The organism is Nonomuraea sp. NPDC048882, assembly GCF_040649755.1.
GTDB lineage: Bacteria > Actinomycetota > Actinomycetes > Streptosporangiales > Streptosporangiaceae > Nonomuraea > Nonomuraea maheshkhaliensis.
In genome coordinates this window covers 35,009-59,636 of sequence record NZ_JBEZGB010000019.1, presented here as the reverse complement: position 1 = coordinate 59,636, position 24,628 = coordinate 35,009, and the positions used below count along the sequence as shown (strand labels likewise).

Below are 24,628 nucleotides of genomic sequence, written 5' to 3'. Positions count from 1 at the left end.
AGCCGCCTGCGGCCCGGACGGTGCCGGGTGTGAGCCAACCACCGCCGGTGGCTCGGCACCCCGCTGAGCAGCCGCCCGCCGACTTACGCCTGCCGCAGGTCGGGTCAATCGACGGCCTGGACGGTCACCTGTCCGAGCCGGGGCGGGAAGGCGGGGGGCCGGGCAGGCCGCGAACGGTTCCCACCGTCTGCGACCTGGACGTTTCGCGGGACGCGAGCCACCCGCCGCCCGCGCCCGGATGGTGCAGGACGCGAGCCACCCGCCGCCCGCGAAGCGAACCTTTCCGGAGACGAGCCACCCGCCGCCCGCAGCCTGGACGTTCAAACTGCGGGCGGCCCGCCGACCCGCCGAGTGTCCGCCCGCCTCCTTACGCCTGCCGCAGGTCGCGTCGGTCGACGGCCTGGATGGTCACCTGGCTGGGCCAAGGCGGGCGGGTCGCGAACGGTTTCCCACCGTCTGCGGCCTGGACGTTTCGGGGCGCGAGCCACCCTCGGCGCGCTAGGCGAACGTTCCGGGGGCGAGCCGTCCGCCGGCGCGGGCTGGACGTTCGTGCTGCGGGCGACCTGCCGACCTCTTTCGCCGTCTGTCTTCTGGCGTCTGCTGCCGGTGTGTCAGTCGATGGCGCCTGAGCGGGTGAGGAGGTTTTCGTACCAGGTTTCGTACGGGTGGTTGGTCGCGGGGTATGTGGCCAGGGGGTCGGTGGCTTGGGCGGCCGAGTCGATGTCCCAGCCGCGGACGAGGCGTCCCGCCTGGCGTGCCGCCGTGATGAAGGAGGACTCTCCGGCGGGCGCCGCGTAGAACAGCGCGTCCTGCTGCAGCTCCGCGCTGTCGCCCCTCTGGAACTCGACGAACGCGCGCTGCGGGTAGCGGATGCGGTCACCGGTGTGCCGGTCGGTGTCCACGCGCAGGGTCTGCGCCGGGGTCGGGCCGTCGGCTCCGTTCCAGACGCGCACGCGCGACGTGCCGCTGACCGAGGTGGTCTTGTCGTAGCGGGCGTCGGAGGTCTTGGCGTTGCCGCTCCATGTGACGGTGGCGGCGCCGGCGTCGAGCGCGCCGTCCCAGGTCCAGTTCTGGCTGTTGCTCTGGCTACGGTGGATCTCGCGGATCCGGGTGCCTGCCGGGTCGGTGAATTTGACCGTGGGCAGGACGCCGTCGTCGTAGCGGCTGCTGGACGACCAGGTGATCTCGCCCTGGGTGTCGAGGCGGCCGACGCGGTACCAGAGCGTGGTGGCATTCTGGGATTGGTGCACCTCGACCACGTCCCCCGCGTCGTTCAGGGCGACGGCCGGCGTGACGCCGCTGTCGTAGCGGCCGTGGCGGTGCCAGGTCACGCGGCCGTCGGCGCCGTACGAGCCGGTCCAGTACCACAGCTCGCCTGAGCCGGAGTCGTGCACCTCCACGACCTGCCCGCGTCCATTGATCGCGATGGCCGGGCTGTTGCCCGCGTCGCGTTTGTAGGCGGCGCGGGTCTTGCCGTTGCCGGAGATCACCGTCAGGACCCGGCCGCGCAGCGCGTCCACCGACGGCGGGCTCGCCGGATAGTTTCGGGCCTCGAACAGCCGTGCGCCGAAGACGGAGGTGAGCTCCTGGTTGAGCGCGGCCAGATTGCCGGCGGCGTACGAGGTGTTGTCCGTCAGGTCGTCCTTGACGTCGAGCGCGACGACGACGGGTGCGGAGGCAGGGTGCTGCGCGGACCAAGTGTTGATCACGGTGAGCCAGTCGCGCAGGAGGTTCGACGCCGGGTTGCCCGAGTGGTCGACCTGGTTTCCCGGGGAGTCGTGGCCGATGGAGTAGTCCTTCGAGGTGGCGTACCCGTTGTCGTGGATGTCCAGCTCGATGAAGCGGACGCCGCTGTCGAGCTGGCGGACGATCGAGTCTCTGCCACCGTTGATGTCGCCCGAGTAGCTGTTGTGCGTGGCACGGAAGATCGCAGCGGATAACGGTGTGTCCACCGCCGCCGCGGCGGGCGGGGCGACCAGCAGCGCGGACGCGGTGACGGCGAGGACGGACAGAACGGTTCCATTTCGGGGCATGAATTGATCTTGATGCCTGGGAGGGTCCCGGACAAGGCGATCACACTTTTTCGCTCGTGTTGTCGCACAAATGCGAATACGAATGGGAGTACGAATACGCAGGGCTGGTCATGCGTATACGACGGGCTGGTCGTGCGAGGGGCCAGTCGTGCGAGGGGCTGGTTGCGCGAGGGGCTGGTTGCGCGAAGGGCTGGTTGCGCGAAGGGCTGGTTGCGCGAGGCGCACGTGCGCCGGGCTCGTGGCGGTGCAGGCGCGAAAGGCTCGTGGCGGTGCATACGTGGAGGGTGGCGGGGGTGGCACGGGTGTCGGTGGTGTGTCGGAGGGTGGGCGGATGGGGGTTAGGGCCCAGGTCGGGTGGGTGCTGCGGCGGTTCTCCGGGCGGTGATCACGCTCCTAGCGTTGCTGTCACAACGCTTTCCGACGCAGGCAGCAGACAGAAGCAGGAGGTGGTCGATCGTGGGCCAGGTCACGCGCCGAGGATTCGTGGGTGGGGCGGCGGTGCTCGGTGGGACGGTGGCGGTGGGTCTGGGCGGGCCGTCCGGGGCACAGGCTCGGGAGCTGGGGCCCGTCCGGGTGACGTCCGGTGATCCGCGCTACGAGGATCTCGCCGTACGCCGGACGAACCAGCGCTTCTCGCCCAGGCCGGAGTACTTCCACGTGGTCGGCTCGACCGAGCAGGTGGTCAAGGCCGTGGAGGACGCGGTCAGGGCCGGCAAGCGGATCACGGTACGCAGCGGCGGGCACTGCTACGAGAACTTCGTCGGCGAAGGCGCGCAGGTCGTGATCGACATGTGCGAGATGTCGCGGGTGTACTTCGACGACCGGCGCGGCGCGTTCGCGATCGAGGCGGGGGCGACGCTGATGCAGGTGTATCGGAGCCTGTACCTGGGCTGGGGGGTGACCATTCCCGGAGGCCAGTGCGGTGGGGTGGCGGCCGGCGGTCACATCGCCGGGGGCGGTTACGGCCAGCACTCCCGCCGTCTGGGCTCGGTGGTCGACTACCTGCACGCGGTGGAGGTCGTGGTGGTGGACCGTTCGGGACGGGCACGCGCGGTGATCGCCACGAGAAACCCGTCCGACCCCCACCATGACCTGTGGTGGGCGCACACGGGAGGCGGGGGCGGGAACTTCGGCGTCGTGACGCGCTACTGGATGCGCGACCCGAAGGCCACGGGGAAGGACCCGGCCCGGCTGCTGCCCAAGCCGCCGCCGGCCCTGCTGGTCTGCCGTCCGGCCTGGTCGTGGGCCGACATGACCAGGGAGTCGTTCAGCACCCTGCTGCGCAACCACGGCGAGTGGCACGAGCGCAACAGCGAGGCCGACACGCCGTACGCGGGGCTCTGGAGCGCGCTGATGGTCCAGAGCCGGGTCCAGGGCGCGGACCCCGGCGGCATGATCCTGCCCACCCTGATGGAGTCCTCGGTGCCGGACGCGGAGCGCCTGCTCTCCGCCTACTTCGCGGCGGTGACGCGGGGTGTGGGCGCGCGGGCGCACATCCCGCCGGTCGTGCGGATGCCGTGGTACCAGGCGGTCAGCACGCAGGCGCTGGGCGGTGACGAGGGGACGGGGAGGTTCAAGGCCAAGTCGGCCCATCTGCGCCGGCGCTTCACCGATCGGCAGATCGGTGTCGCCTATGACCATCTCGGCGTGCCCGGTCCCGGCTCCGCGGGTGGCACGCTGGTGCTGGCGTCGTACGGCGGGCGGATCAACGCCGTGTCCCCGGGCGCGACCGCCGTGGCCGAGCGCGCCTCGGTCCTCAAGGCGCTGTTCGTGAACACGTGGGAGGAGGGGAACGGCGCCGAGCACATCGCGTGGGTGCGGCGCTTCTACCGGACGATGTACGCCGACACGGGCGGCGTGCCGGTGCCGGGCGGTGCCAACGGGGGCGCCTACATCAACTATCCCGACATCGACCTGGCTGATCCGGCCTGGAACACCTCCGGCGTGCCGTGGTCCACGCTCTACTACGGGGACAACTACGGCCGACTGCAGCGGGTGAAGGCCCGGTGGGACCCGCGCGGGGTGTTCCGGCACGCCCTGTCCATCCGCCCCGCCCGTTGACGACCCGCCCGGTCCCTTGACGGCCAAGGGAGGCAAGGTCGGCGTGCGTGCTCGGGGCCTCATCGCGGCCGAGTGGCGCCGGCGCGGGCGATTGGGGGTGGCGCGGGCGGTTGGGGGCGGCCGAGTGACGTCGGCGCGGCACGATCGGGCCTGTCGAGTGACGTCGGCGTGCGCGAGTGCGGCCACATTGCGGGTGAGCCGGGGGCGCGGGCGATTCGGACGTGGTCAGGTGCGGTTGAGGAAGGCCAGGACGGCGAGAACCCTGCGGTTGGTGTCGTCGGCGGCGTCCAGGCCGAGCTTGGCGAAGATGGCGGCGATGTGCTTCCCGACCGTCCCCTCGCTGATGTAAAGCCGCTCCGCGATGGCCACGTTCGACCGCCCCTGCGCCATGAGCTGCAGCACCTCGCGTTCACGTGGGGTCAGCGAGGCGACGGGATGCAGGGGCGAGGTGCCCCCGAGCAGTTTCGCGATCACCTCCGGATCCATGGCGGTGCCGCCGGAGGCGACCCGGCGCAGCGCGTCCACGAAGTGGCCCGTGTCGAACACGCGATCCTTGAGCAGGTACCCGACGCCGCCGGCGCCATCGGCCAGCAGTTCGCGGGCGTAGATCTGCTCGACGTACTGCGACAGGACCAGCACGGGGAAGCCGGGCCGGCGGGTGCGGGCCTCGATGGCGGCCCGGACCCCCTCGTCGGTGAAGCCGGGCGGCAGCCGTACGTCCACGATCGCGGCGTCCGGCCGGTGCCGGGCCACGGCGTCGAGCAGGTCCTCGCCGGTGTCGACGGCGGCCACGACCTCGATGTCGTGGGCTCTCAGGAGGTGGGTGAGCCCTTCCCTGAGGAGGTAGACGTCTTCGGCGAGGACAACACGCATGGGATCTCCAGGGTGGCGGCGGTCGGTCCGCCGGGCGGGCTGGACAGGGTGAGGACTCCGTCGAACCCGTCGAGGCGGCGCCGGATGCCGTGCAGCCCGCCGCCGTGGCCGGCCACGGCGCCGCCCCGCCCGTCGTCGGTGACGGTGGCTCTGAGCAGGCCGTTCTCGTACGTCAGCGCCACCGACACCCGCGACGCGGCGGCGTGCTTGGCGACGTTGGCCAGCAGTTCGGACACGGCGAAGTAGACCGCCGCCTCGATCGGTGCGGCCGCCCGGCCGGACAGGTCGGCGCGGACCTCGGCGTCCAGCGGGGCGTCCATCGCCAGGGTGCGTACGGCGTCGGCGAGCCCGCGGTCGGCGAGCACCGGCGGATGGATGCCGCGGATGAGCTCGCGCAGCTCGCCGAGCGCGGCCACGGACATCTCCTTGGCGCCGGCGATCACGGCCTTGGCGGCCTCGGGATCGCGGTCGATGAGCTCCTCGGCCGCCCCCAGCGTCATGCCCACGGCGACCCACCTGGCCTGGGCGCCGTCGTGCAGGTCGCGTTCGATGCGGCGCAGCTCGGCGGCCTGGGCGTCGCTGATCCGAGCGCGGCTGCTGGTCAGCGTGTCGACCCGGTTCGCCAGTACGGCGGCTCTGGTCGGGGCGAGCAGGGCCCGGCTGAGCAGGGCGTGGCAGCGCAGCAGCGCAGGGGCGGCCGCGATGCCGAGGGCGGCGGCGGCCAGGCCGGCGACGGGGGCGGGCAGGCCGGCCGACGCCGGTACGGCGGCGTGCAGCACGTCGCCGGGTGACCAGGTCAGCCCGCTGATCAAGCTGAGGGCCTCGGTCCACGCCCACAGCCAGCACAGCAGGATCAGCCCGCCGGCGATCAGCAGGGCCGGTACGGCGAACAGCACGGCGGCGACGGGCACCTCGAGGAGCAGCCAGGCCAGGTCCCGCCAGGATGCCGGATCGCGTACCGTCCACTCGAACCGCCGGGCGCGCACGGCGGCCGCCCGCGTCCGGTAGACCGTGCCGACGGGGCCCCAGCCGAGCCGGTAGGTGCCGTCCGGCTCGGGCTGCGGCAGCGGCGGCTCGGGCCGATAGGGCTCGGCGATCCGTACGCCCGTCCACGCACCGATCTTCGCCCGGCGCCAGGAGACGAAGCGGCGCGAGCCCAGGACGGTCTCCGGCCACAGCCGTACCGGCATCAGCGCGATCGCCAGCAGCTGGGCCAGCGCGAACACCGCCGCCACCCCCGGCAGCACGGCGCTCGCGCAGACGCGGGCCCCGGCGGCGGCGCTGCGCCCGATCGCGCTCAAGACGCGGCCCGGCGCACGTCGGGCCCGCGGGGCGAGCAGCACCCGGGTCCAGCGGGTGTGCACGCGCAGCAGCGCGGGCCCGAGCGCGATGCCGAGCAGCGCCGCCGCGCCGCCGAGGGCGAGCCCGCCCGGGCGGAGCCAGGCGGTCGCGAGCCCGCCGGCGATCAGCGTCGGCGCGAGTGCGGCGAGCGGGCCGCCGATCAGCGGGTTGAGCGCCATCCAGGCCAGGTCGCGCACGGTCGCGGGGTCGCGGGCGATCCAGCGCAGCCGCGCCAGGTAGGCGGGCGGGAACGCCGAGCGGAACAGGGCGCCGCCGTCGCGGTACCAGCCGTCGGGATCGCGCGCGGGCGGCGGCGGAGCCGGCCGGTACGGCGAGGGGAGGTCCACGCCGCCCCACCGGGCGGCCAGCCGGCGGGCCAGCGCGGGCAGCCGGCGGCTCTGCTCGACGAAGAACGCCGGGGACGGCAGGCCCGCGTGCGAGCCCACGAAGATCACGATCAGCAGCGGCGGTCCCAGCAGCGCGAGCCCCGCCAGTGCCAGACCGCGCACGGGCGCGCGCGCGTACGCGACGACCCTCTCGCCTCGCCCCACGGTACGCCTCCACGTGCGTCACGACCCGGGGCCTGGGCCGTGCGTCGATCACGACCCGGCTCCCCGTTCCGGCTCCTTGATTCTGCGTCGCCGTGCCGGCGACTCGCGCACGATGAAAGCACGTGAACGGGGGTGGCGGCATGGGTGCCAGCCCCCATGCGGACCGGCGAACGCGGGCCGAATCCCCTCACATCCCTTATGTCGCAAAAGTTACTAGTTGTCACTTATATGATCATTAATGTAGATATTCGCCATGACACAACGCGAGAGACGTACCGGCGATCCCGAACTCGACCGGATCATGACCGAGTTCCGGGCGAACTCCCAGAACTACGCCGGCGTCATGACCGGCATCGGCGACGTCGTCGGGCAGGCGGCGAGCCGGGACGACAAGATCAGGGTCCGGGTGTCGGCCTCGGGCCAGCTACTGGGGCTGCACCTCGACCCCCGCGTGATGCGGCTGGCCTCGCACGAGCTGACAGAGACGATCATGGAGCTGTCGCGGCAGGCGACCGAGGACGCGGCTCGCCGGGTCATGGAGCTGACCCGGCCCTACCTGGAGACGGACAGCCGGTAGGGGCGCCCGTCAGAGCCGGGGGATGAGGCTGCGGGTGCCGTGGACGATGAACTTCTGGTACATGTCCTGCTCGGTCAGCCCGTGCTCGGTGCCGGGCAGCGGGTTGTCGCCGTGCTGCACGTCCAGGGTCATCGAGTACGCGGTCGAGGCCGTCAGGCGGGGCAGGGCGTTCCCGGTGTTGAGGACCGTGCCGTTCGGCAGCGTAACGTTGGTGGCGACCGTGCGCAGGCCCGGCACCTTGGCCATGAGCGCCGCGCTGCCGTCGATGACGCCGTCGAAGACCATGTTGGCGACGAAGTTCTCCCGGAACACCTTCAGGTTGTGCCCAACCGAGCGCACGTCGTTGCCTTGAAGATCGGTCTTGATGCCGCCCGCGACGTTCAGCCCGAGGGGCAGCAGCACCTCGCCGGTGGCGTACGCGGCGCTGTCGGCGACGTAGTACGTGAACATGGGCAGCAACATCCTGACGAAGCGGTTCGCGGTGAACCTGAGCAGCAGCGCCTGCCGCTTCATGATCGCCTGTAGCAGCTTCCAGGTGAACACCTGGTACCCGATGGTGTACATCATGTCCACCGTCATGATCCAGCACAGTATCCGCAGCGCGTGGTTGATCTTCTCGATGACGTCGGCATAGGCGCGGCAGGCGTTCGCCGCCCTGCGGTGCTTGAGCGAGACGGCGAGGACGGCCGGGCCGTACCTCTGCGTCCAGAACTTCTTGAACTCCTCGACGGCCGGGCCGGAGCTCTTGGTCCAGACGATCTCGGCGGCCGTGTTCGCCTCGCGGAAGTGTTTGTCGACGGCGTCGGCGATCTCGTCCAGAACGTCGGCCGCCTCGCGGATCTTGTCCGGGTCGCCTTCCAGGTACGAGATGCCGAACAGGAACTCGGGCGCCAGCAGCCCGGCCGCGCCGGCGCCCGCCATACCGCCCAGGGCGACCTTGCCCGCGAGCCCGATGGGCACGTCCTTCTCCTCAGGCTCGCTCGACCGGCGTGGTCGGCACGGCGATCTCGTCGTTCTTGCGTTCGGCGAACTCGAAGAGGTCCTGTACGAACGCGTTCTTGTCGATCATGCTGGCCAGGTCGGCCGCCTTGACGTTCTTGCTCATCGACACCACCGCGGAGCCGATGACCTTGTACGCCTCGCCCAGGTTGGTCAGGGCCTTGCTCAGGTCCTCGTACGCCTGGTCGAAGCCGGCCTGGCCCTCCTCGCCCTGGCGGAAGAGGCGCGCCGCCTCGTCGCTGGACGGGTTGCCGAAGTAGGGGATGAACTGCTCGACCTGGGTGCTGAGCCGCTTCACGGTCCGCAGGAACTCCCCTCCTTCGAGGTGGACTGCCCGGCCGGCCGTCTCCATGCTCGTGTGGTCGATGTCCATGGTGATCACCTTCATGATGTCCGCTGAGTGGCCAGTCTCCGTCCTGCCGATTACCGGAAGATGATCAGGATGTTGCCATCATGCGTGCCGCCCAAGTCATCGGTGTGCCGGCGCGCCCAGACCTGCGCGCTCTGGTCTGCATGCTCAGATCGCCTTGCTCAGGTCGGCGTGCTCAGATCGTCTTGCCCAGATCGGCGCCGGCGATCCAGTCGCTGATCGAGTGGTGGCGAGGGCGCCAGCCGAGCTGTTCGCGGGCGCGTACGGCGCGGACCCGGCTGTTGGAGCCGAGGGCGTGCCTGGCGAACTCCGGGTGCCAGACATCATCGGCGGAGCCGGGCTCCCAGGGACGGGGGCCGGGCAGGCCGAGGCGGCGGGCGATGGCCCCGGTGATCGCGGCGAACGACGCCTCGCCGTTCTCGACGAAGCAGAACAGGCCGGGCGACGCCTTGTCCAGGGCGAGGAGGTACAGGTCGGCGACGTCGTCGAGGTGCACGGTGGACCAGATGTTGGCCCCGGTGCCGACGTGCCTGACCACCCCGCCGGCCTGCGCCTGACGTACGAGTGCGGCGATCAGGACGCTGTCGCGGGGCAGGCCGCGCGCGTCTCCGTAGATGAGGCTGTGGCACAGGACCGTGGAACGTACCCCCTGGTCCGCGGCGGCCAGGACGAGGCGGTCGAGGGCGACGCGCGCCCGGCGTACGGGATGCTCGGGCTCCCAGGCGGAGCCCGGGTCGAGCAGGTCCTCGCCAAAGGTCGTTTCGTCGGCTTCGCCGCTGGTGCCGATGCCGACGATGCTGGTGCCGCTGGTGTGGACGAGCGGCTTGCCCGATCCGGCCAGCGCGGCGACGAGCGCCTCCGCGGCTCCGCGGTGGTCGCTGTCGGCCGCGTTGACGACCGCGTCGGCGCGTCGGGCCTGCTCGGCCAGCGTGCCGGCGTCGTCCAGGTCGCCCACCACCGGCTGGACGCCCAGCCGGGCGAGGGCGTCCGCGGTGGCCGCGTCCCTGGTCAGGCCGGTGACGGTGTGTCCTGCCTGGAGCAGGCGGACGGCGACGGCGCCGCCGATGTAGCCACTCGCGCCGGTGACGAAGACGTGCATGGGGGTCCTGCTTTCTCGCGTGGTACGCCGGTCGTCCGGCCCGGGCCATCGTCGTCACCCACGTGCCGATGGCTCAACTCTCGTTGCTGGAACAGCAAAACGCGCGGGTCCGGCCCTGACCAAGCGAGGTCCCGGGCGGAAAGGCGTCGGGCAGACCGGCGCTGGTCTGGCGGGCCGGCGTCGGGGCGGTGCTAACAGTCGCAGCTGCAGCCGTCACAGCCACAGCCGTCGCCGCAGCACCCGTCCTCCCCGCAGCAAGAGCAACAGTCGCAGCAGTTGCTGCAGGCGTCGCATCCGGAGCAGTCCAGGCGCCCGCAGCAGGAGCTTTCGTGCTCCTCGTCCCAGGCGGGCCGGTACAGGCCGCACGTGCAGCAGCTCAGCGTGGTGCACGCCAGTGACAGCAGCCCGCCGGGATCCCGCTTCCCCGGTGGCCGCTGCTCCGGCGGCGCATCGGGGTCACCGGCCGGGCGGCCGTCGCCGTACATCCCGGCAACGATCATGCGGCCATCGGCGAGCGCCCCGCCGGCGTGGGGGTGGCCGGCGGCGAGCGTTCCAGCGGCGTGAGGGTGGCCTGCGGGGTGCGCGCCGGCGGCGCTGGGACGGCTCTCGCCGGGCGCGCCGGCGGCGGCAAAAGCGCGCGAAACGGCGTTGCCGGTCTCCCGTACCAGCAGGGCGCGCGTCAGGGCGGGGCGGGCCAGGTCCAGTGCGTCCACGGCGGCGCGCAGCTCGGCATGCGCGGCGTCGCAGCGGCGGCGTGCCTCGCCCAGGCCGGTGCCGGTGGCGAGCAGGGGGTTGTACGCCCCGGACGCCCGGTCGTCGGCCAGGTCCTCGACCGCGTCGATCAGGTGCGCCAGCCGCCCGAAGCCGCGCCCGGCCGCCTCCAGGGCCTCCCGGTTGTGCGGCCTGCCCGCGAGCACCGCCGTGTGCGCGAACGCGGCGGCCACGGCGTCCTCGGCGGGCCCCGTCAGCTCAGGTAACCCGGGCGCCCGGCCGCCCTGAGCAGGCGCCTGGACGGAGGCACGTTCCAGGACCGCCTGACGCCCGGCCGCCGCCGTCAGCGGGGCGGGGTCGAACCCCAGCGTGCCCGCCATGGCCGTGCCGGCCGAGGACCAGCGGCCCGCCAGCCGGGTGGCGCCGGCGGCCACCGGGCGGCGGGCGTACACGCCGTCTCCGTCGGCCACGTGGTCGCTCATCTTGCCGGCCGCCAGGAGCAGCGACACCGAGGCCGCCAGCCGTACCCCTTCCGACTCCGCGACGTCGGCGCCCTTGAAGCCGCGCAGCGCGCACGGGCCGACCTTGCGGCGGGACGTGGACGCGGGCGACTGGGCCTCGGTGAGGACGGACACGATCAGCCCGTCGTAGTTGGTCACCAGACGCGAGAGGTGTCCGTGCTCGTCGCGAAGTGCCAGGCAGAGCCCGCACAGGTGGCCCATCCAGTCCGCGTAGAGCCCTTTGCACAGGACGTGCCGACACGGGCGGACAATGCCGAACATACGTCCCCTTATGCGTACGGTGGGAGCCCACCGTAGCACCGGCCCGCCCCCGTACGCCGTCGAAGCCCGTCCACCGAAAGGGCGCCGCGCGGACTCACCGGGCTCCGGGCACGGCGGCGCCCAGAACGGGACGGCGAAGGCGCCGCAGCTCCACCGTCACGCCGGTGATGCGGCCGGCCAGCGCCAGGGCCGCGGGGACGGGGTTGTCGACGCTGTCCGCGGCGGCCGGATCGATGCCCAGCTCCCGCAGGTGCCGATTGAGCCGGTCGGGATCCTCTCCGTCCCTGGTCAAGGGGAACCCCGGGTTGACGGTGGTGATGAGCCGGCCGTCGGCGGCGTACCTCACCTCGTGCTGGGCGTAGTCGTGCCGGAGCACCGCCACGGCTTCTCCGCCGTCGCGCGACAGGGCGCCCAGCACCTGCGGCTCATGGCCGCGCCAGTCGCGGTCCTCGACCGCGACCGTCCAGGCCCCGATCCGCCTCACGGTGATGATCTGAGGTCCTTCCGGGCCGGTGAAGTCCCCGTCGTCGATCATCCGGATGTCCTCGTCCGCGGCGCCGAGCCGGCGCAGCACCTCGCGCTCGTCGAGCCCGCGGACGAAGAGCATCGTGTAGATGTCGCCAGGCGGGCCGTTCTTCTGCCACTGGTAGTCCTCCGGCGACGGGCCGGGGGTTCGCGCGGTGGCGCGGACCATCTCGACCGTCCTCGCCCGCTCAAGGATCTCGGGATGGGCGGCGAAGAACGCTTCGGTGATCTCCCGAGCCAGCCGGCCGCGCTCGCTGACCAGGTAGCCGTTCGCTCTCGCCCAGTCGTGGATCTGCGTGCGGCCGAGCTCGGGCGACCGGTAGGTGATGCGGAGGGGGGTGAGGTCGGCGTCGGACATGATCGGAGACTATTCGGCGGCACCGACAGGATCGGGGTTGCCGCCTCGGGTCATCAGGCAGACGGTGAGCAGGGCGGACAGGAGGGTGAGCGCGCAGGCGGCGTTGAGCGCCGGCGCGAGGCCGGTCCAGGCGCTCATCACGGGTGCGGCGAGGGCTCCGGCCATGTTCGCCGCCGCTTCGACAGTGAGGAAGGCCGCGCTGACGCGGCCGAGGAGCGGCTTCGGGGTGGCTCGTTGCAGCCAGGTGTGGGTGGCGACCATCACGGTGACAGCGGGCATGCCGAGGAGGACCGCGGCCGTCAGCGCGACCGGGAGTGACGTGGCGTTGAACATGAGGAAGAACGCGCCCGCGACGAGCGCCTGGCCGACGGCGAGGGTCGTTCTGGCGGGGAAACGGTCGATGAGCGGCCTGCTGACCGGCGCTCCCAGGAGGAAGCCGAGGCCCAGCGCCGACAGCAGGTAGCCGACCTGGACGCTGCCCCCGAAGCGGGTCACGGCGAAGGGGACGAGCAGCGCGGTGAGCCCGGCGTTCGCGAGCAGGAAGGCGCTGTTCGTGACCAGCAGCGCCCGGGTCGTCGGGGCGCACCGGAGGTGGCGCAGGCCGTGGACGAGGTCGGCTAGCACGTTCCGGTCCAGGTCAGGGGCGCGTGACCGGGTCGTGGTCCTGGCGATGGCGGCCGCGGAGAGGAGGCTCGCGCTGACGGCGGCGCAGATGACGACGTCGATGCCGACGGTGGCGAACAGCAGGCCGCCGATCGGTGGCGCGCTCAGGCCCGCCACTCCGGTGGAGACGGCGCCGAGCGCGTTCGCGCCGCTGAGCAGGGGGCCGGTGCCCACGACGGCGGGGGTGTGCGCCTGGGCGGCCGGGCGGAAGATCACCGCTGCGGCGCCCTGACCGAGCATCGCCGCGTAGACGAGCCAGATCGTGTCGGGCGTTCGGGCCAGGAGGACCGCGGAGATCGCCGTCGCGTGCACGAGATCGGTGGTGATCATGATGCGGGGACGGTCCCACCGGTCGGCCATGACCCCGGCGAACGGCCCGATGAGCAGCGCGGGCAGAAATCTGCAGGCCAGGCTGACGCCGGTGGCCAGCGCCGAGCCGGTGACGGCGTAGAGGTGGGCGGGGACCGCGACGTCGAGCAGGCTCGTGCCGAGGGCGGCGATCGAGCGGGCGATCCAGAGCAGCCGGAAGTCCCGCACGCGCAGGGCCTTAAGCATTCTGCCTCCCGAAGTATTCCCTCAAGAGACAAGCGTGCTCCTAATTATTCTGTCAAGATAGTTCCATGGATCACGTCGAACTGGGCCGGCGGTTGCGCGCCCGCCGTGCCGCCCTCGGCAGGACGGTCGCCTCGGTGGCCACGGAGGCGGGGGTGTCGGTGCCTTATGTGGCGAATCTGGAGAACGGTCGGGGCAATCCGACGGTCGCGGTCCTCGACCGGCTCGCCGGCGCGCTGGGGACCCGCCTGGTGATCGAACTCGCCGATCCGGCCGCGGATCCGGCGGTCACGGCCCTGCCGCCGTCGCTGGTGGACTTCTCCCAGAGCCAGCGCTTCCGGCGGGAGGTGGGCCGGCTCGCCTCCATGCTCGGGGAGGAGCCGCGGACGATCCGCGCCACGCTCGTCGACGCCCTGGCGGCGGCCGGCGCTGCCCTCCGGCGCGACCTGCGCGAACCCGACTGGCAGCGACTGCTCGACGCGATGGTCCTGATCCTGGGCCACCCCCCGGAGTGACGGACGACCGGCACGGCGGGCCTGGTCAAGCCGGCACCCCGAACAGCGTCGGGGCCTCAGAGCCGAAAGCCGACGCGGTCGGCCACGAGCTCGGCGCGAACCAGTTCGAGCAGCCGGCCCATCCAGTTGCGCCCGGCGGAGCCGCGAGTGTCCCAGAACGGCGAGTTCGCGGAGCCGTAGTGAATGCGTCCGTCGCCTGTGGCCAGCAGCACTTCAGCCAGGTCGGGGTGCTGGCGGAACTTCGCGCGCAGCAGTTCGGTCATGACCGCGAGGCGCACGTCCGGCCAATGCGGCCGCCGTTCGGCTCCGGCCGCGATGTCGCGCGCACCTCGGGGCCCGATGCCGTACGGATGCGCTCACGCACGACTTCGTCGTCGGTGGACAGGGCCCAGTAGGCATGCTCGACCGTGGGATAGACGGCATCGGCGACTTTTGTCGAGGCCGGGAAGTCGTTCCGCAACCCGTGTGTGGCCGGATGCATGGGACGGCCGTAGTTGAGGTGCACGGTCGGCGACTGGGCCTCGGCGGGCCCGTCGGCTTCCCGCCGCGCGACTGAGGCCGGATGCGGCCGCCGCCAGTGCGCGAAGTAGCGGAACGCCCCTTGGCGGCCTTCTTCGGTGACGACGCCGTCCTCGGTCAACGCCTCGCCGCCGTCGTCGAACTCGAAGAGTATGTACGCGTCCCACGTCTCACCCGCTTCCGAGCTGAGCAAGCGCAGCGGGATGTCGCGGGCGTCCATGTCGCCGAGTGCGTAGATCCGGTGATGCGCCGGGATCGCCTCGTAGGCGGCGCGGAGCGCGATCCGGTCGGTTTCCGTACGTGAGTCGACGTAGCGCAGTGCCGCCGTGATGCATCGGTCCGTGGAATCGGGGCGCCCGTTCAACCGCTCGATCGCATCGGCGACCTCCCCGAGCAGTTCCTCGGCGGTGATCCAGGTGACGACCTCGCTGACCGCCAGCTCGCCAGCTCATGCGCGTTCGCCCGGGCGCCCACGATGCGATAGGTCCGATTCCCCGTCATCTGAGTCATCGTAGGCCTGGGATCACCCGCCGGCTTCCGCTCGCCTTGGGGCCGCGTTCATGGAGCGGCTGGCGCCGGCACGACACTCGACCAGCACCTTGCACTCGTGGTAGATCGCGACGATCCACCTTCGGGATGAATCTCAGGCGGCGGACGCCTGGCCGTCCACGATCTGGTCGCGCAGCGGGGCGAGGGCGCCGGCGATCATGGTGATGGTCTCCTGCGGCACCCCGCAGTGCGTCAGCGCGCCGGCCAGGTGCCCGACCACCGCGTCGAACGCCTCGCCGGTGATGGCCAGGCCGGTGTGGGCCTCCCCCATCGTCCGGCCTCGGTACTCCTGCGGCCCGCCGAGGGCGGCCGCCACGAAGCTGCGCTGGTGGGCCTTGAGTTTGTCCAGGTCGGTGCCGGTGAAGTAGCCGGCGAGCCCGGGGTCGGCCACGACCCGCCGGTAGAACTCGTCGACCACCGCGGAGACCGCGCTCGCGCCGCCGATCTGGTCGAAGATGGACGCCATGGTGACCTTCCCTTCCAGTCGCTTGGAAGGAGCGTCACAGCGGGCCGTTCCATCGCGGTGACACGGCGGCAATGTGCCCGCACCAAGGTGCTCACCACCGTGACACCGGCGTAACGCGCCCGGCGCTCGGCACCGCACGGGCTTGCGCTCATCCCTTCGGCGGCCCGGCCCCCCGCCGCTCACGGCCGCGGTGACGGTGCGGACGGTTCAGCCGGTCCCCGGTCGCTCACGGCCGCGGCGGCGGGCGGTGGTGAGGCGGTCGAGGATCTCAGTGAGGTTGGGGGTGCTGGTCGCGAAGTTGAGCCGGGCGAACGCGCTGGTGTCGACCGTCGTGTGCTGGGAGAACTCGGCCCCCTCGCTGAGCTTGACCCGCGCCAGGCGTTCCAGCCGCGCCGCGGGCTCGTCGCCCCCGACGGGGCTCGCGGTGAAGTCGAGCCAGCTCAGGTACGTGCCCTGCGGCGAGTGGTAACCCGGGTCCCACGGCAGGGAAGCCGCCCACTCCTCGATCAGCCGCCGGTTGCGTTCCAGGGTGCGCATGAGCTCCGCCAGCCAGTCCTCCGACCGCTGCCAGGCGGCCAGGGTGGCGACCCGGCTGAGGATGCTCGGCGTGCCGAAGAAGTCGAGCGGCGCTCTGGCCAGCGCGTCGTGCAGCCGGTCAGGGCCGACGTGCGCGACGGCGCAGCGCAGGCCCGCGATGTTGAACGCCTTGGTCGCCGACGTGGTCGTGACCGTGCGCGCGGCGGCCGTGCCGACCGAAGCGAACGGCACGTGCCGGTGCGGAGCGAACACCAGGTCGGCGTGGATCTCGTCGGCCAGCACCACCAGGTCCAGCTCCTCGGCGGCCGCCGCGTACGCGCTCAGCTCGCCGGGCGTCAGGACGCGGCCGGTCGGGTTCTGCGGGTTGACCAGCACCAGCAGGCGGCAGCCCTGTTCGCGCAGGTGCCCGGCCAGGTCGCCGGTCGGGGGATGCCAGCCGTTCTCGTCCCGGCTCATGGGCAGCGGCACGATCCGCCGTCCCGCCCGTTCGATGCTGGCCAGGAACGGCGGGTAGGCGGGCACGTGGATCGCGACGCCGTCGCCCGGCGCGGTGGCGTACTCGATGACGACCTGGAGCACCTGCAGCAGGTCGGTGAAGACGCGGGTCCGGCCGGGGCTCGGGCGCCAGCCGTGGCGGACGGCCATGCGTTCCTCGAACGCCGCCACCACCGGGTCCTCGCCCTGCCAGTACGGGTAGCCGAAGTCGGCGCGCCCGGTGACGTGCAGGATGCTCTCGCTCACGGCGGGCGGGACGCCGAAGTCCATGTCGGCCACCCACGCCCCGATGGTGCCCCGTGGCAGTGAGCCCCACTTGACGCCGTGGCCCGAGCGCAGCCGTTCGACGTCGATGGCCTCGAAGGGGCCGGTCGGCAGGCCGGTCACGGCGTCGCCTCGGCGAGGATGGCGTCGCGCAGGATCTCCATCTGGCCGTGGTGCTGGGCGAGCTCCTCGTACACGTGCAGCAGCGCCGCGCCCTGGGTCAGCCGGCGGTCGGGGCCGAGGAAGCTCGCGGGCGGCGTGCCACGCAGCCCGGCGGCGGGGACGGCGGCGCGCACGTCCTCGGCGAGCCTGGCCCGCACCGCCGTCACGTCCTCCAGCAGCGGTCCGACGGGGCCGGCGCTGGCGAACTCGCCGTCGCGGTCGCGGGCGACCTCGCGTCCCGCCACGAGCGCTCCGGCCCAGTACGAGGTCACCCCGAGGCAGTGGGTGAGCAGCGCGTACGGCGAGTTGGCGCCCGGCAGCGGCGGCCTGGTGTTGGCCAGCCGATCGCCGAGACCGGCGACGATGGCGGCCATGCCGTCCAGGGCGCGATCGACGTAATAGAGGTAGTCGTCTTCGGTGATCAACCTGAGTCTCCCGCATGTAACCGGCTTAGATGGTGTACGGCAACCTTGCGGCATCCGGCTGTAACCCGTCAAGATGGTGTCGTGACTTTCGTCTTCGTCAGCGGCAACCTGGCCCTCGACTTCGCCGGCACCCTCAAGTGGCGCCGCAGTGAGCCGGAAGAGCTGCTCGCCACCCCTGCCGACATGGGCCGATGGGCCGTCGAGGCCGGGGTGACGAGCCAGGCGCCGGCGGTCGGCGACGCCGACCTGCGGCGGTTGCGCACGTTGCGCGAGTCCGTCTATCGGCTCGTCATCCACGGCATGAACGGTCTCCCCTGGCCGGACGGCGACCTGCGCGCCGTCAACTGGGAGGCGGCCGAGGCGCCTCCGGGGGTGCGGCTGACCGCCGCGGGGATCGTCCGAACGGGAGACGCCGGCGCGCTGGCCGCCGCCGTGGCCCGCTCGGCGGCCGAACTGCTCGGCGAGCTGAGTGAGCTGCGTGTGCTGGAGTGTGCCCTGGTGGAGTGCACCCGCCTGTTCATCGACCGCTCCCGGGGCGGCAACCGGCAGTGGTGCGGGATGGAGGAGTGCGGCAACCGCGTCAAGGTGGCCAACTACCGCTCACGCAAGAATGCGACCGCCGGGACGCCGACCCCATGACGAGGCCCGGCCGGCGCGCGAGCCGCACGGGACCGGGGCCCGGCCGCACAGGAGCTCGCGTGGGGCACTCAGCCGAAGATCACGTGCCGTGGGCGCGGGAGGCATCCCGCTCGTCGCCGCGAGCGGCGGCGAAGAGAAGTTCGGGCTCGGTGATCGCGCCGTGCCACCGGCTGAGCGCGGCGGCGGCCTCGGTGATGTCGTCGGCGTTCATCCTCCAGCACAGGGCCGTTCCTCCCTGCTCCTGAAACGCGGCGCAGTTGTCCGCTAGATCATCGATGAGCAGCGCGTCCGCAAAGGTCAGTCCGTGCCGGCTCAGCCAGGGCCCGAAGAACCCGACAGGGCCTTCGCTCTTGAGCACGGCGACATCACTGGAACAGATCAGGTCGTCCCACACGAAAGCCCACTCGGCGAACGTCTCCGAACGAGGCCCCGCCGGGCGCCGGTTCCCGCGCACCCGCCGGAACGTGTCGGCGAAGCAGTCCATGTTGTCGGTGGACACGACGATCGAGGCATGTGCCTTGACCTCCCGGAGCATCCTGATCAACGGAACGTTGACCTTCATCCGGGCACAGTCGGCCAGCAACCGGCGCTGGAGGAAGTCGTCGCGGAACCGGCGGTCCAGCCGGATGCCCATGCCCGCGATGACCCGAGCGGCCGACACCTCGCCCTTCATCCAGGCGTGCGCCCCGTCACCGGCGAAGATCCGAGCGAGGCTCGCCACCAGTTGCGAGTGCAGCGGATGCCGGGCGTCGTCCCTGATGGACGCCCAGAAGGGGTCGCGGGAAAGCACGCCGTGCCAGTCGACGAACACCACCCGGCCGGAACGTGGCACCTGCTTCCTCCTTCGCATAGGCGGCGTCAGCTCAAAGCCTCGGTGGCGATGCCGCCGACGGTCAGGTCCGCCAGTGCCGTGATGGCCGCGGCAACGGTGGTACGCCCCCGATTCAGCTCCGCGGCGATCGACTCGGCCGCGCCCAGCACGCCGACGCAGCACAGCCGCAGGGCGTCCGGCGTGAGCCCTGAGTAGGGCCGCAGGACGGTGACCATGAGGTCCGTGTAGCCGTCGAGCAGCTCGCGCTCGATCGCCTCCATCTCCTGGCTGCCCTTGAGCGCGGCCGAGACGGCGGTCCACTCCGGCATGTCGGTGGCGCAGGCGAAATAGGCGGCGCTCAGGACGCGGGCGATCTCGCGGGGGACAGCCGGGGCGTCGCGCAGAGCCTGCTCCGAGGCGGCCCGGTGCCGTTCTTCGAGCCGCCGGTAGAGCGCGATCAGCAGGCCGGAGCGGGTGCCGAAGTGGTCGTAGACGATCGGCCTGCTCACGCCGGCGGCCTCGGCGAGGCTGAGCAGGGTCAGGCTGTCGGTGCCGTGGGCGCGCACGATCGCCATGGCGGTGTCGAGTAGCTGCTCCCGCCTGGCCGGCTTGGACAGGCGGGTCGATCCGGTGGCCAATCGTCCTCCCTTGCGTCGCCTGTCATCCTAAGCTACAAAATGTAAGTTACAGAATGTAGGTTAGCGAGAGGACATCACGTGGAGCACTCCGTACTGATCATGGGCGGATCCGGCCAGGCGGGCGCGGCGACCGCGGCCCTCCTGCGCCGCTGGCACCCGGAGCTGCCGCTGACGATCGCGGGCCGCGATCTCGGCCGCGCCCGGCGGGTCGCCGGCGAGCTGGGCGGCGCGACCGCCGCGACCATCGATCTGCGGCGCGGCGACCTCGGCCTCCAGGAGACCGGCGGCCACTCGGCGGTCGTGGCGTCGGTGCGGGACAACCATCTGAACGGACTGCGGTACGCGCAGGACCGCGGCCTGCCGTACGTCAGCATCTCCAGCGGCCTGGTCGACATCGGACCCGAGGTGGTCGCGGCCGGCCTGCGAGCCGGCGCGGCGCCGATCCTGCTGGCCAGCCACTGGTACGCGGGGCTCGTCGTGCTCGCGGTGCTCGGCCTCGCCGGGGAGTTCGGCCGGCTCGACACCATCGAGGTCAGCGGCGTACTGGACGAACAGGACAGCGGCGGCCCCGCGGCCGTGGTGGACCTGGAACGCCTGCTGGCCGCCACCTCAGCGGGGCACGTCCGCCGCGACGGCGTCTTCCACTGGGTGAGCGGCCCCGACGCGGAGGTGGAGGTCACCGGCGTGGACGGCGCCGTGCTGCCCGGCCAGATCGTCCCCATCCTCGACGTGCCGAGCCTGGCCCTCGCGACGGGCGCGCCCAACGTGCGCTTCGCGTTCGCGATCGGCGAATCGGCGGGCAGGCGGCGCGGTGGGCCCCCGTCCACGGAGGTCAGGATCGACCTCGAAGGCGTGGACCGCGCGGGCGCACCGCTCAGGACGAGCCGCCACCTCCTCCACCCCGAGGGGCAGCGACCTCTGACGGCGCTCGGGGTCGCCCTCGGCGTCGAACGGCTGCTCGGCCTGCGCGGCGGCGCCCCCGTGCCGCCCGGCCTGCACACCCCCGAGGCGTTGATCGACCCCGCGTACGCGGCCGAGCGGATGGCGGAGATCGGCGTCACCTTCGCGGACGTCGCGGGCGCGCCACCCGCACGGTGATCGCCGGTGGCGGGGTGGCCGGTCAGTGAAGCTGATGGGTGATCGTCGGGTCGGTGATCGCCGTGTCGTCCGCCAGGAGGAACGCCTTCGACAGGATCACCGACAGCGTCCCCCCGTCGTCCTCGAACGGCAGGAACACCGACCCGGCCGCGCCCCCGGTCGCCGGGACGATGCACAGGTACGTGTCGTTGGGCTCCATCAGGATGTTCGCCGACCCTAGATGGATCTTGTACGTCCGCAGATCACCCCGGACGAGCAGAAACCGGTCGGTCAGCTCTGTTCGCGAGGCGATCCGCAGTTTCGGCAGCAGCCGCGCCAGCACCTCGCGCCGGGTCCTGGCCGTCTCCGTCAGCTCGCCGAAGCCGTGGGAGCGCCAATAACGTTCGTGGCCTGCCGTCGCCTGGTCGTCGCGGGCGACCGAGGCCACGCCCACGGCGAGATCGACGTCGCGGAGGATCTCGGAGAGCACCAGCGTCGGCAGCTCGGCGACCGACGCCGGTCGCCCGTCGCGGTGGAAGGTGATGCTCTCGGTGGCGCACAGCATGGGCTCGATCCCGTAGGCGGAGACGATGTGCATCGCCCAGCGGGCCTGCCAGCCCGCCAGGTCGCGCATCACCTCGCCCTGGCCGCCGCCGTTCACGGAATCCCAGTGGCCGATCGACCTGCCGGTCCAGCCGCGCTGGCCCAGCAGGGTCCTGGCCTGGCCGTAGCGCAGCACGTGACCGGCGAAACGACGGGAGAAGGTGCCGGTTCGTTCCTCGGCGGGGGTCAGCGGGTAGAGCTCGCGGAAGACCTGCTTGAACGGCTGGCGTACCCCGCTTTCGAGCAGGCGGTCGCGCCACGCGGCCACTTCGCCGGCGCTCGCGTGAATCGGGTGCCACAGACCTGCCACGGCGTCGGGGTCGGGGCGGTGGCCGGCCAGTTCCCAGCCGCCGGCCGTCCTGACCGGCAGGTCCGCGGGGCCGCCGGCGATCCGCCAGACCAGGGCGCGGGCGTACGGGCCGGTGACGGGGTGGTCGAGGAAGTACTCGCTCACCTCGCGCCAGCGCCACGTCCGTTCATGGACGATCGCCTGTTCCAGGCGGAACCGTTCGGCCGCCTGCGCCAGCTTGAGCTCCTTCAGCACGGCCCGCAGATCGGACAGCTCCGCGCGCAGCTCCTTCGGCAGCGACCTGACGGTCTTGCCGGCGGCGTTCACGTAGCGCAGGGCGGGCACGTCGGCGTACAACCGGACCCGGTAGTCGCCGATCTTCTCCTCGCGCACGCCGTCGGCGTCCAGGCCGAAGGTGGGAACCGCCCGGTCGAGCAGCTGCTCGCGGGTCAGCCCGTTCTCGGCGGCCACCGCGTCGAGGGCGAGGCTCAGATTCCGCTGTACGGACCTCGCCCGCACCTTCGCCTGGATCCTGGACAGCGGGACGATCACGTCGAGCCCGCCCCTGCGGGCCAGGACGCCGACGGCGGCGTTGGTGACGGGCTCGCAGCGGCACGTGGAGCCCATGCCGTTGCTGCCGGTGCCGCAGGTCATCGCGACGTCGGTGACGAGCGAGGTCACCCAGCGCTCGTCGACGACCTGACAGGTCCACAGGATGCCGCGCACCACGACGATGGTGTCCTCCCTGAGGAAGACCTTGTCCTGCCACTCCCCCTCGCCATGGCGGACGACCCACTCTCCGCCCCGGTAGGCCACCAGCCGGGTGAGCAGCTCACGGACCAGGGCGACCGCGCCGGGGGTGAGCATCCGCTCGGCGTTCCTGAGCCAACGGGCGCTCGGCCTGGTCGAGCGGGCGGTGTTCCAGTGGCGTAACAGGGGCCGCAGCTCGGCCAGGCGCGGGCCGTACTCCTCGGCCAGCATGCGGGCGAAGTGGTCGGTGTCCCCGATTTCAGTGCGGACCACCCCGGCCGGGCCGTTCGCGGCGGGTTCGGTGAGCAGGTCGCTCACCTGCTCGGCCAGGAGCGCCCGCGCCTCCTTCAGCCCCGGCCCGGCCGTCAACCAGCGCAGCAGCTCGCGGCGGCGCTGGTGGTCGAACCGGCGGGCGGCCGCGAGCGGGATCCGGAACAGCTCCTCGTAGCGGGTGTGACCCTGCCGCCCCGCCCAGTAGCACGCCCGCTCCATGAGGTGATGCGCTTGCCGGTAGGTGAAGTCGATGTCGCGCTCGGCCACCGACCTGACCACGCGCAGCACCCGCTCGTCGTAGTCGTGGCCGCCTTCCGGCCCCAGCCAGAGTTTCATGTGGGCGTAAGTCCCGTAGGTCCCCCAGTCGACGCCGGGTTCGGGATCGGATCCCTGCTCGGTGAGCTCGTCGAACCGCTGGTAGACGGCGCTCATCTCCGGGCCCAGGTGGTCCCATTTGCCCGCTGACGTCATCACACGACTCTCCTCACGATCGGAAGATCATGAATACCAGCCAGGACCGACACTCCAGGGCGGGCTGACGAGGCGTCTAGAGGTTGAAGCCGCCCGAGATCTCGATGTTCTGGGCGGTGACCCAGCGGCTCTCGTCGGAGACCAGGGTGGCGATCATCGCGCCGATGTCGTCGGGCTCGCCGAGCCGGCCGAGCGCGGTCCTCGCCGCGAGGGCCGGGATGACCTCGGGGAAGCGGGTGAAGGCGTCGCCGCCGAGCCGGGTGCGGGTCGGTCCGGGTGAGACGGAGTTGACGCGGATGCCCCTCGTGCTGAACTCCTTGGCCATGTACCGGGTCAGCACGTCGATGCCGCCCTTCATCGACGCATAGACCGAGTAGCCCGGCTCCAGGCCCGCCGTCGCCGCCGAGCTGCTGCTCGTGTTGACGATGGCGCCGCCGTCCGCCATCAGGGGCAGCAGCCGCTGGGTGAGGAAGTACGGCCCCTTGAGCAGGACCCGCATGAGCTTGTCGAACGTCTCCTCGCTCGTGTCCACGATCAGCGACGCCTCGCTGGAACCGGCGTTGTTCACCAGGTAGTCGAAGGTGTCGCGCTGCCAGGTGTCGCGCAGCGCGCCGGCCACCGCGTCCCTGAAGGCCGCGAAGCCGGCGACGTCGCCGAGGTCCAGGTGGAGGGCGACGGCTTTACCGCCGTCCTTCTCGATGGCGGCGGCCGTGTCCAGCCCAGCTCGCTCGTTGCCGCCGTAGGTCAGGATGACTCCGGTTCCGCGCTTGGCGATCTCGATGGCGGCGCTCTGCCCGATGCCGGAGCTGGCGCCCGTGACGACGGCGACCTTCATGATGGATTCTCCTTCTGCGTACGTGTCCGCTCTTTGCGGTACCTCCATTCAACCGGCTTGACCTGCGGGCACCCTAGAACGTTCCTCGCCCGTACTTGCACATTCCTCTCGGATACGAGAACCAAGGCGGGCCGACGCTCGCTATGCGGCTTCCAGAACGAAGAACAAGAAGCACAGGAACCTCGTGCGCGTGGGCTCGAACTCGCGCAGCTCCTCGGGGAACCGTTCGCGGGCTTCGGGCACGAACGGCGGCTCGCTGATGACGCTGATCCGAAAGCCCGCCGCCGTGAAGGACTCGGTCATCGCGTGCAGCGGCCGGTCCCAGAACCTCATCTTCGTGCTCTGCCCGCCCATGGTCCATTCGTCGGTCCTGCTACGGGTTTCGAAGTATCTGGGCTTCTCCCCGGCCAGGTGCTGGAAGAGAGTGACGCTGAAAGGATGGTCGACCGAGACGAGGAGCCTGCCACCCGGCTTCAGCACGCGTCGCAGCTCGGCCAGCGTCGGCGCCCAGTCTTCCAGGTAGTGCAGCACCAGGGACGCGACGACGTCGTCGAACGCCTCGTCGGGGAAGGGCAGCGGCCCGGCCAGGTCGGCGACCCGCAGATCGGCGTCGGCGCCCAGCCGCTTTCTGGCCAGCTCCAGCATCCCGGCGCTCGCGTCGACGCCGGTCACGACGGCGCCTCGGTCGCGCAACTCGGCGAACAGCGGGCCCGCGCCGCAGCCGGCGTCGAGGATCCGCCATCAGCGCCAGTACCGCCTTCTTCTTGGACACCGACAGGTCGTAGACGAGGATGCCGTGGATCGTGCTCGACCCG

Annotated in this window: 23 protein-coding genes and 1 pseudogene; 5 read left to right on the top strand and 19 right to left on the bottom strand. The window is 71.7% G+C overall.

What is annotated here, in order from left to right; translation table 11 throughout:
- Positions 1 to 611: 611 nt before the first annotated feature.
- Entirely contained in the window at positions 612 to 2,033 is a 1,422-nt protein-coding gene (locus tag AB0C27_RS45510) for a phosphatidylinositol-specific phospholipase C domain-containing protein (protein WP_357858784.1), read from the bottom strand.
- A 456-nt stretch (positions 2,034 to 2,489) separates the two neighbouring features.
- Between AB0C27_RS45510 and AB0C27_RS45505 the strand changes: the two genes are divergently transcribed.
- A complete protein-coding gene (locus tag AB0C27_RS45505) occupies positions 2,490 to 4,094 on the top strand; it encodes a BBE domain-containing protein (RefSeq protein ID WP_357858781.1) in 1,605 nt (534 codons plus the stop codon).
- 225 nt (positions 4,095 to 4,319) lie between these two features.
- On the opposite strand, the gene AB0C27_RS45500 is transcribed toward AB0C27_RS45505, so the two are convergent.
- Positions 4,320 to 4,967: a response regulator transcription factor gene (locus AB0C27_RS45500; protein WP_357858778.1), complete on the bottom strand. Its 648-nt coding sequence runs from the start codon at positions 4,965 to 4,967 to the stop codon at positions 4,320 to 4,322.
- Entirely contained in the window at positions 4,907 to 6,859 is a 1,953-nt protein-coding gene (locus AB0C27_RS45495; protein WP_357858775.1) for a sensor domain-containing protein, read from the bottom strand. Before AB0C27_RS45495 ends, AB0C27_RS45500 begins: the two co-directional genes overlap by 61 nt.
- Positions 6,860 to 7,112: 253 nt before the next feature.
- Here AB0C27_RS45495 and AB0C27_RS45490 point away from each other — a divergent pair, with 253 nt between their 5' ends.
- The gene (locus AB0C27_RS45490) at positions 7,113 to 7,436 is read left to right on the top strand and encodes a YbaB/EbfC family nucleoid-associated protein (protein ID WP_357858773.1); all 324 of its coding nucleotides are present in this window, start codon (positions 7,113 to 7,115) and stop codon (positions 7,434 to 7,436) included.
- Positions 7,437 to 7,445: 9 nt separating this feature from the next.
- On the opposite strand, the gene AB0C27_RS45485 is transcribed toward AB0C27_RS45490, so the two are convergent.
- The 6 genes from AB0C27_RS45485 to AB0C27_RS45460 all read right to left on the bottom strand — a co-directional run bounded on the left by AB0C27_RS45485 (position 7,446) and on the right by AB0C27_RS45460 (position 13,498).
- Complete coding sequence (locus AB0C27_RS45485) at positions 7,446 to 8,396, bottom strand: hypothetical protein (RefSeq protein WP_357858770.1); 951 nt, start codon at positions 8,394 to 8,396, stop codon at positions 7,446 to 7,448.
- A gap of 10 nt (positions 8,397 to 8,406) precedes the next feature.
- Positions 8,407 to 8,808 (bottom strand): hypothetical protein, encoded by a 402-nt coding sequence (locus AB0C27_RS45480; RefSeq protein ID WP_357858767.1) that lies wholly within the window; start codon positions 8,806 to 8,808, stop codon positions 8,407 to 8,409.
- A 172-nt stretch (positions 8,809 to 8,980) separates the two neighbouring features.
- Positions 8,981 to 9,904, bottom strand: coding sequence for an NAD-dependent epimerase/dehydratase family protein (locus AB0C27_RS45475; protein WP_357858764.1), 924 nt, complete (start codon positions 9,902 to 9,904; stop codon positions 8,981 to 8,983).
- A 191-nt stretch (positions 9,905 to 10,095) separates the two neighbouring features.
- Positions 10,096 to 11,397 carry a DUF5685 family protein gene (locus AB0C27_RS45470; protein WP_357858761.1) on the bottom strand — a complete coding sequence of 434 codons (1,302 nt, stop codon included), beginning with the start codon at positions 11,395 to 11,397 and terminating at the stop codon, positions 10,096 to 10,098.
- A 94-nt stretch (positions 11,398 to 11,491) separates the two neighbouring features.
- Positions 11,492 to 12,280 carry a DUF6461 domain-containing protein gene (locus tag AB0C27_RS45465; protein WP_357858758.1) on the bottom strand — a complete coding sequence of 263 codons (789 nt, stop codon included), beginning with the start codon at positions 12,278 to 12,280 and terminating at the stop codon, positions 11,492 to 11,494.
- Between the two features lie 9 nt (positions 12,281 to 12,289).
- The gene (locus AB0C27_RS45460) at positions 12,290 to 13,498 is read right to left on the bottom strand and encodes an MFS transporter (RefSeq protein WP_357858755.1); all 1,209 of its coding nucleotides are present in this window, start codon (positions 13,496 to 13,498) and stop codon (positions 12,290 to 12,292) included.
- Between the two features lie 65 nt (positions 13,499 to 13,563).
- Here AB0C27_RS45460 and AB0C27_RS45455 point away from each other — a divergent pair, with 65 nt between their 5' ends.
- Complete coding sequence (locus AB0C27_RS45455) at positions 13,564 to 14,010, top strand: helix-turn-helix domain-containing protein (protein WP_357858752.1); 447 nt, start codon at positions 13,564 to 13,566, stop codon at positions 14,008 to 14,010.
- Between the two features lie 56 nt (positions 14,011 to 14,066).
- Here the strand turns inward: AB0C27_RS45455 and AB0C27_RS45450 are convergent, their stop codons facing one another.
- The 5 genes from AB0C27_RS45450 to AB0C27_RS45430 form a co-directional block, all read right to left on the bottom strand.
- The gene (locus AB0C27_RS45450; protein ID WP_357858749.1) at positions 14,067 to 14,273 is read right to left on the bottom strand and encodes an NADAR family protein; all 207 of its coding nucleotides are present in this window, start codon (positions 14,271 to 14,273) and stop codon (positions 14,067 to 14,069) included.
- Positions 14,270 to 14,893 carry a hypothetical protein gene (locus AB0C27_RS45445; protein ID WP_357858746.1) on the bottom strand — a complete coding sequence of 208 codons (624 nt, stop codon included), beginning with the start codon at positions 14,891 to 14,893 and terminating at the stop codon, positions 14,270 to 14,272. The genes AB0C27_RS45450 and AB0C27_RS45445 overlap by 4 nt, the downstream gene beginning before the upstream one ends.
- Before the next feature lie 279 nt (positions 14,894 to 15,172).
- Positions 15,173 to 15,544 (bottom strand): group 1 truncated hemoglobin, encoded by a 372-nt coding sequence (locus tag AB0C27_RS45440; protein ID WP_357858743.1) that lies wholly within the window; start codon positions 15,542 to 15,544, stop codon positions 15,173 to 15,175.
- A gap of 207 nt (positions 15,545 to 15,751) precedes the next feature.
- Complete coding sequence (locus AB0C27_RS45435) at positions 15,752 to 16,963, bottom strand: aminotransferase class I/II-fold pyridoxal phosphate-dependent enzyme (RefSeq protein WP_357858740.1); 1,212 nt, start codon at positions 16,961 to 16,963, stop codon at positions 15,752 to 15,754.
- Positions 16,960 to 17,427, bottom strand: a complete 468-nt coding sequence (locus tag AB0C27_RS45430) for a DUF664 domain-containing protein (RefSeq protein ID WP_357858737.1) — start codon at positions 17,425 to 17,427, stop codon at positions 16,960 to 16,962. The genes AB0C27_RS45435 and AB0C27_RS45430 overlap by 4 nt, the downstream gene beginning before the upstream one ends.
- An 81-nt stretch (positions 17,428 to 17,508) precedes the next feature.
- Between AB0C27_RS45430 and AB0C27_RS45425 the strand changes: the two genes are divergently transcribed.
- Complete coding sequence (locus tag AB0C27_RS45425; protein WP_357858734.1) at positions 17,509 to 18,066, top strand: CGNR zinc finger domain-containing protein; 558 nt, start codon at positions 17,509 to 17,511, stop codon at positions 18,064 to 18,066.
- 79 nt (positions 18,067 to 18,145) lie between these two features.
- Here AB0C27_RS45425 and AB0C27_RS45420 read toward each other — a convergent pair whose 3' ends face one another.
- Both AB0C27_RS45420 and AB0C27_RS45415 read right to left on the bottom strand, forming a co-directional pair.
- Entirely contained in the window at positions 18,146 to 18,898 is a 753-nt protein-coding gene (locus tag AB0C27_RS45420; protein ID WP_357858731.1) for a hypothetical protein, read from the bottom strand.
- A gap of 26 nt (positions 18,899 to 18,924) precedes the next feature.
- The gene (locus AB0C27_RS45415; protein ID WP_357858728.1) at positions 18,925 to 19,515 is read right to left on the bottom strand and encodes a TetR/AcrR family transcriptional regulator; all 591 of its coding nucleotides are present in this window, start codon (positions 19,513 to 19,515) and stop codon (positions 18,925 to 18,927) included.
- A 78-nt stretch (positions 19,516 to 19,593) separates the two neighbouring features.
- Between AB0C27_RS45415 and AB0C27_RS45410 the strand changes: the two genes are divergently transcribed.
- The gene (locus tag AB0C27_RS45410; RefSeq protein ID WP_357858725.1) at positions 19,594 to 20,613 is read left to right on the top strand and encodes a hypothetical protein; all 1,020 of its coding nucleotides are present in this window, start codon (positions 19,594 to 19,596) and stop codon (positions 20,611 to 20,613) included.
- Positions 20,614 to 20,635: 22 nt separating this feature from the next.
- On the opposite strand, the gene AB0C27_RS45405 is transcribed toward AB0C27_RS45410, so the two are convergent.
- The 3 genes and pseudogenes from AB0C27_RS45405 to AB0C27_RS45395 all read right to left on the bottom strand — a co-directional run.
- Entirely contained in the window at positions 20,636 to 22,978 is a 2,343-nt protein-coding gene (locus tag AB0C27_RS45405) for a DUF4132 domain-containing protein (RefSeq protein WP_357859073.1), read from the bottom strand.
- A 76-nt stretch (positions 22,979 to 23,054) separates the two neighbouring features.
- Positions 23,055 to 23,813, bottom strand: a complete 759-nt coding sequence (locus AB0C27_RS45400; RefSeq protein WP_357858722.1) for an SDR family oxidoreductase — start codon at positions 23,811 to 23,813, stop codon at positions 23,055 to 23,057.
- 141 nt (positions 23,814 to 23,954) lie between these two features.
- Positions 23,955 to 24,551: pseudogene (locus AB0C27_RS45395) on the bottom strand (class I SAM-dependent methyltransferase); the annotation flags it as partial.
- Positions 24,552 to 24,628: the final 77 nt, after the last annotated feature.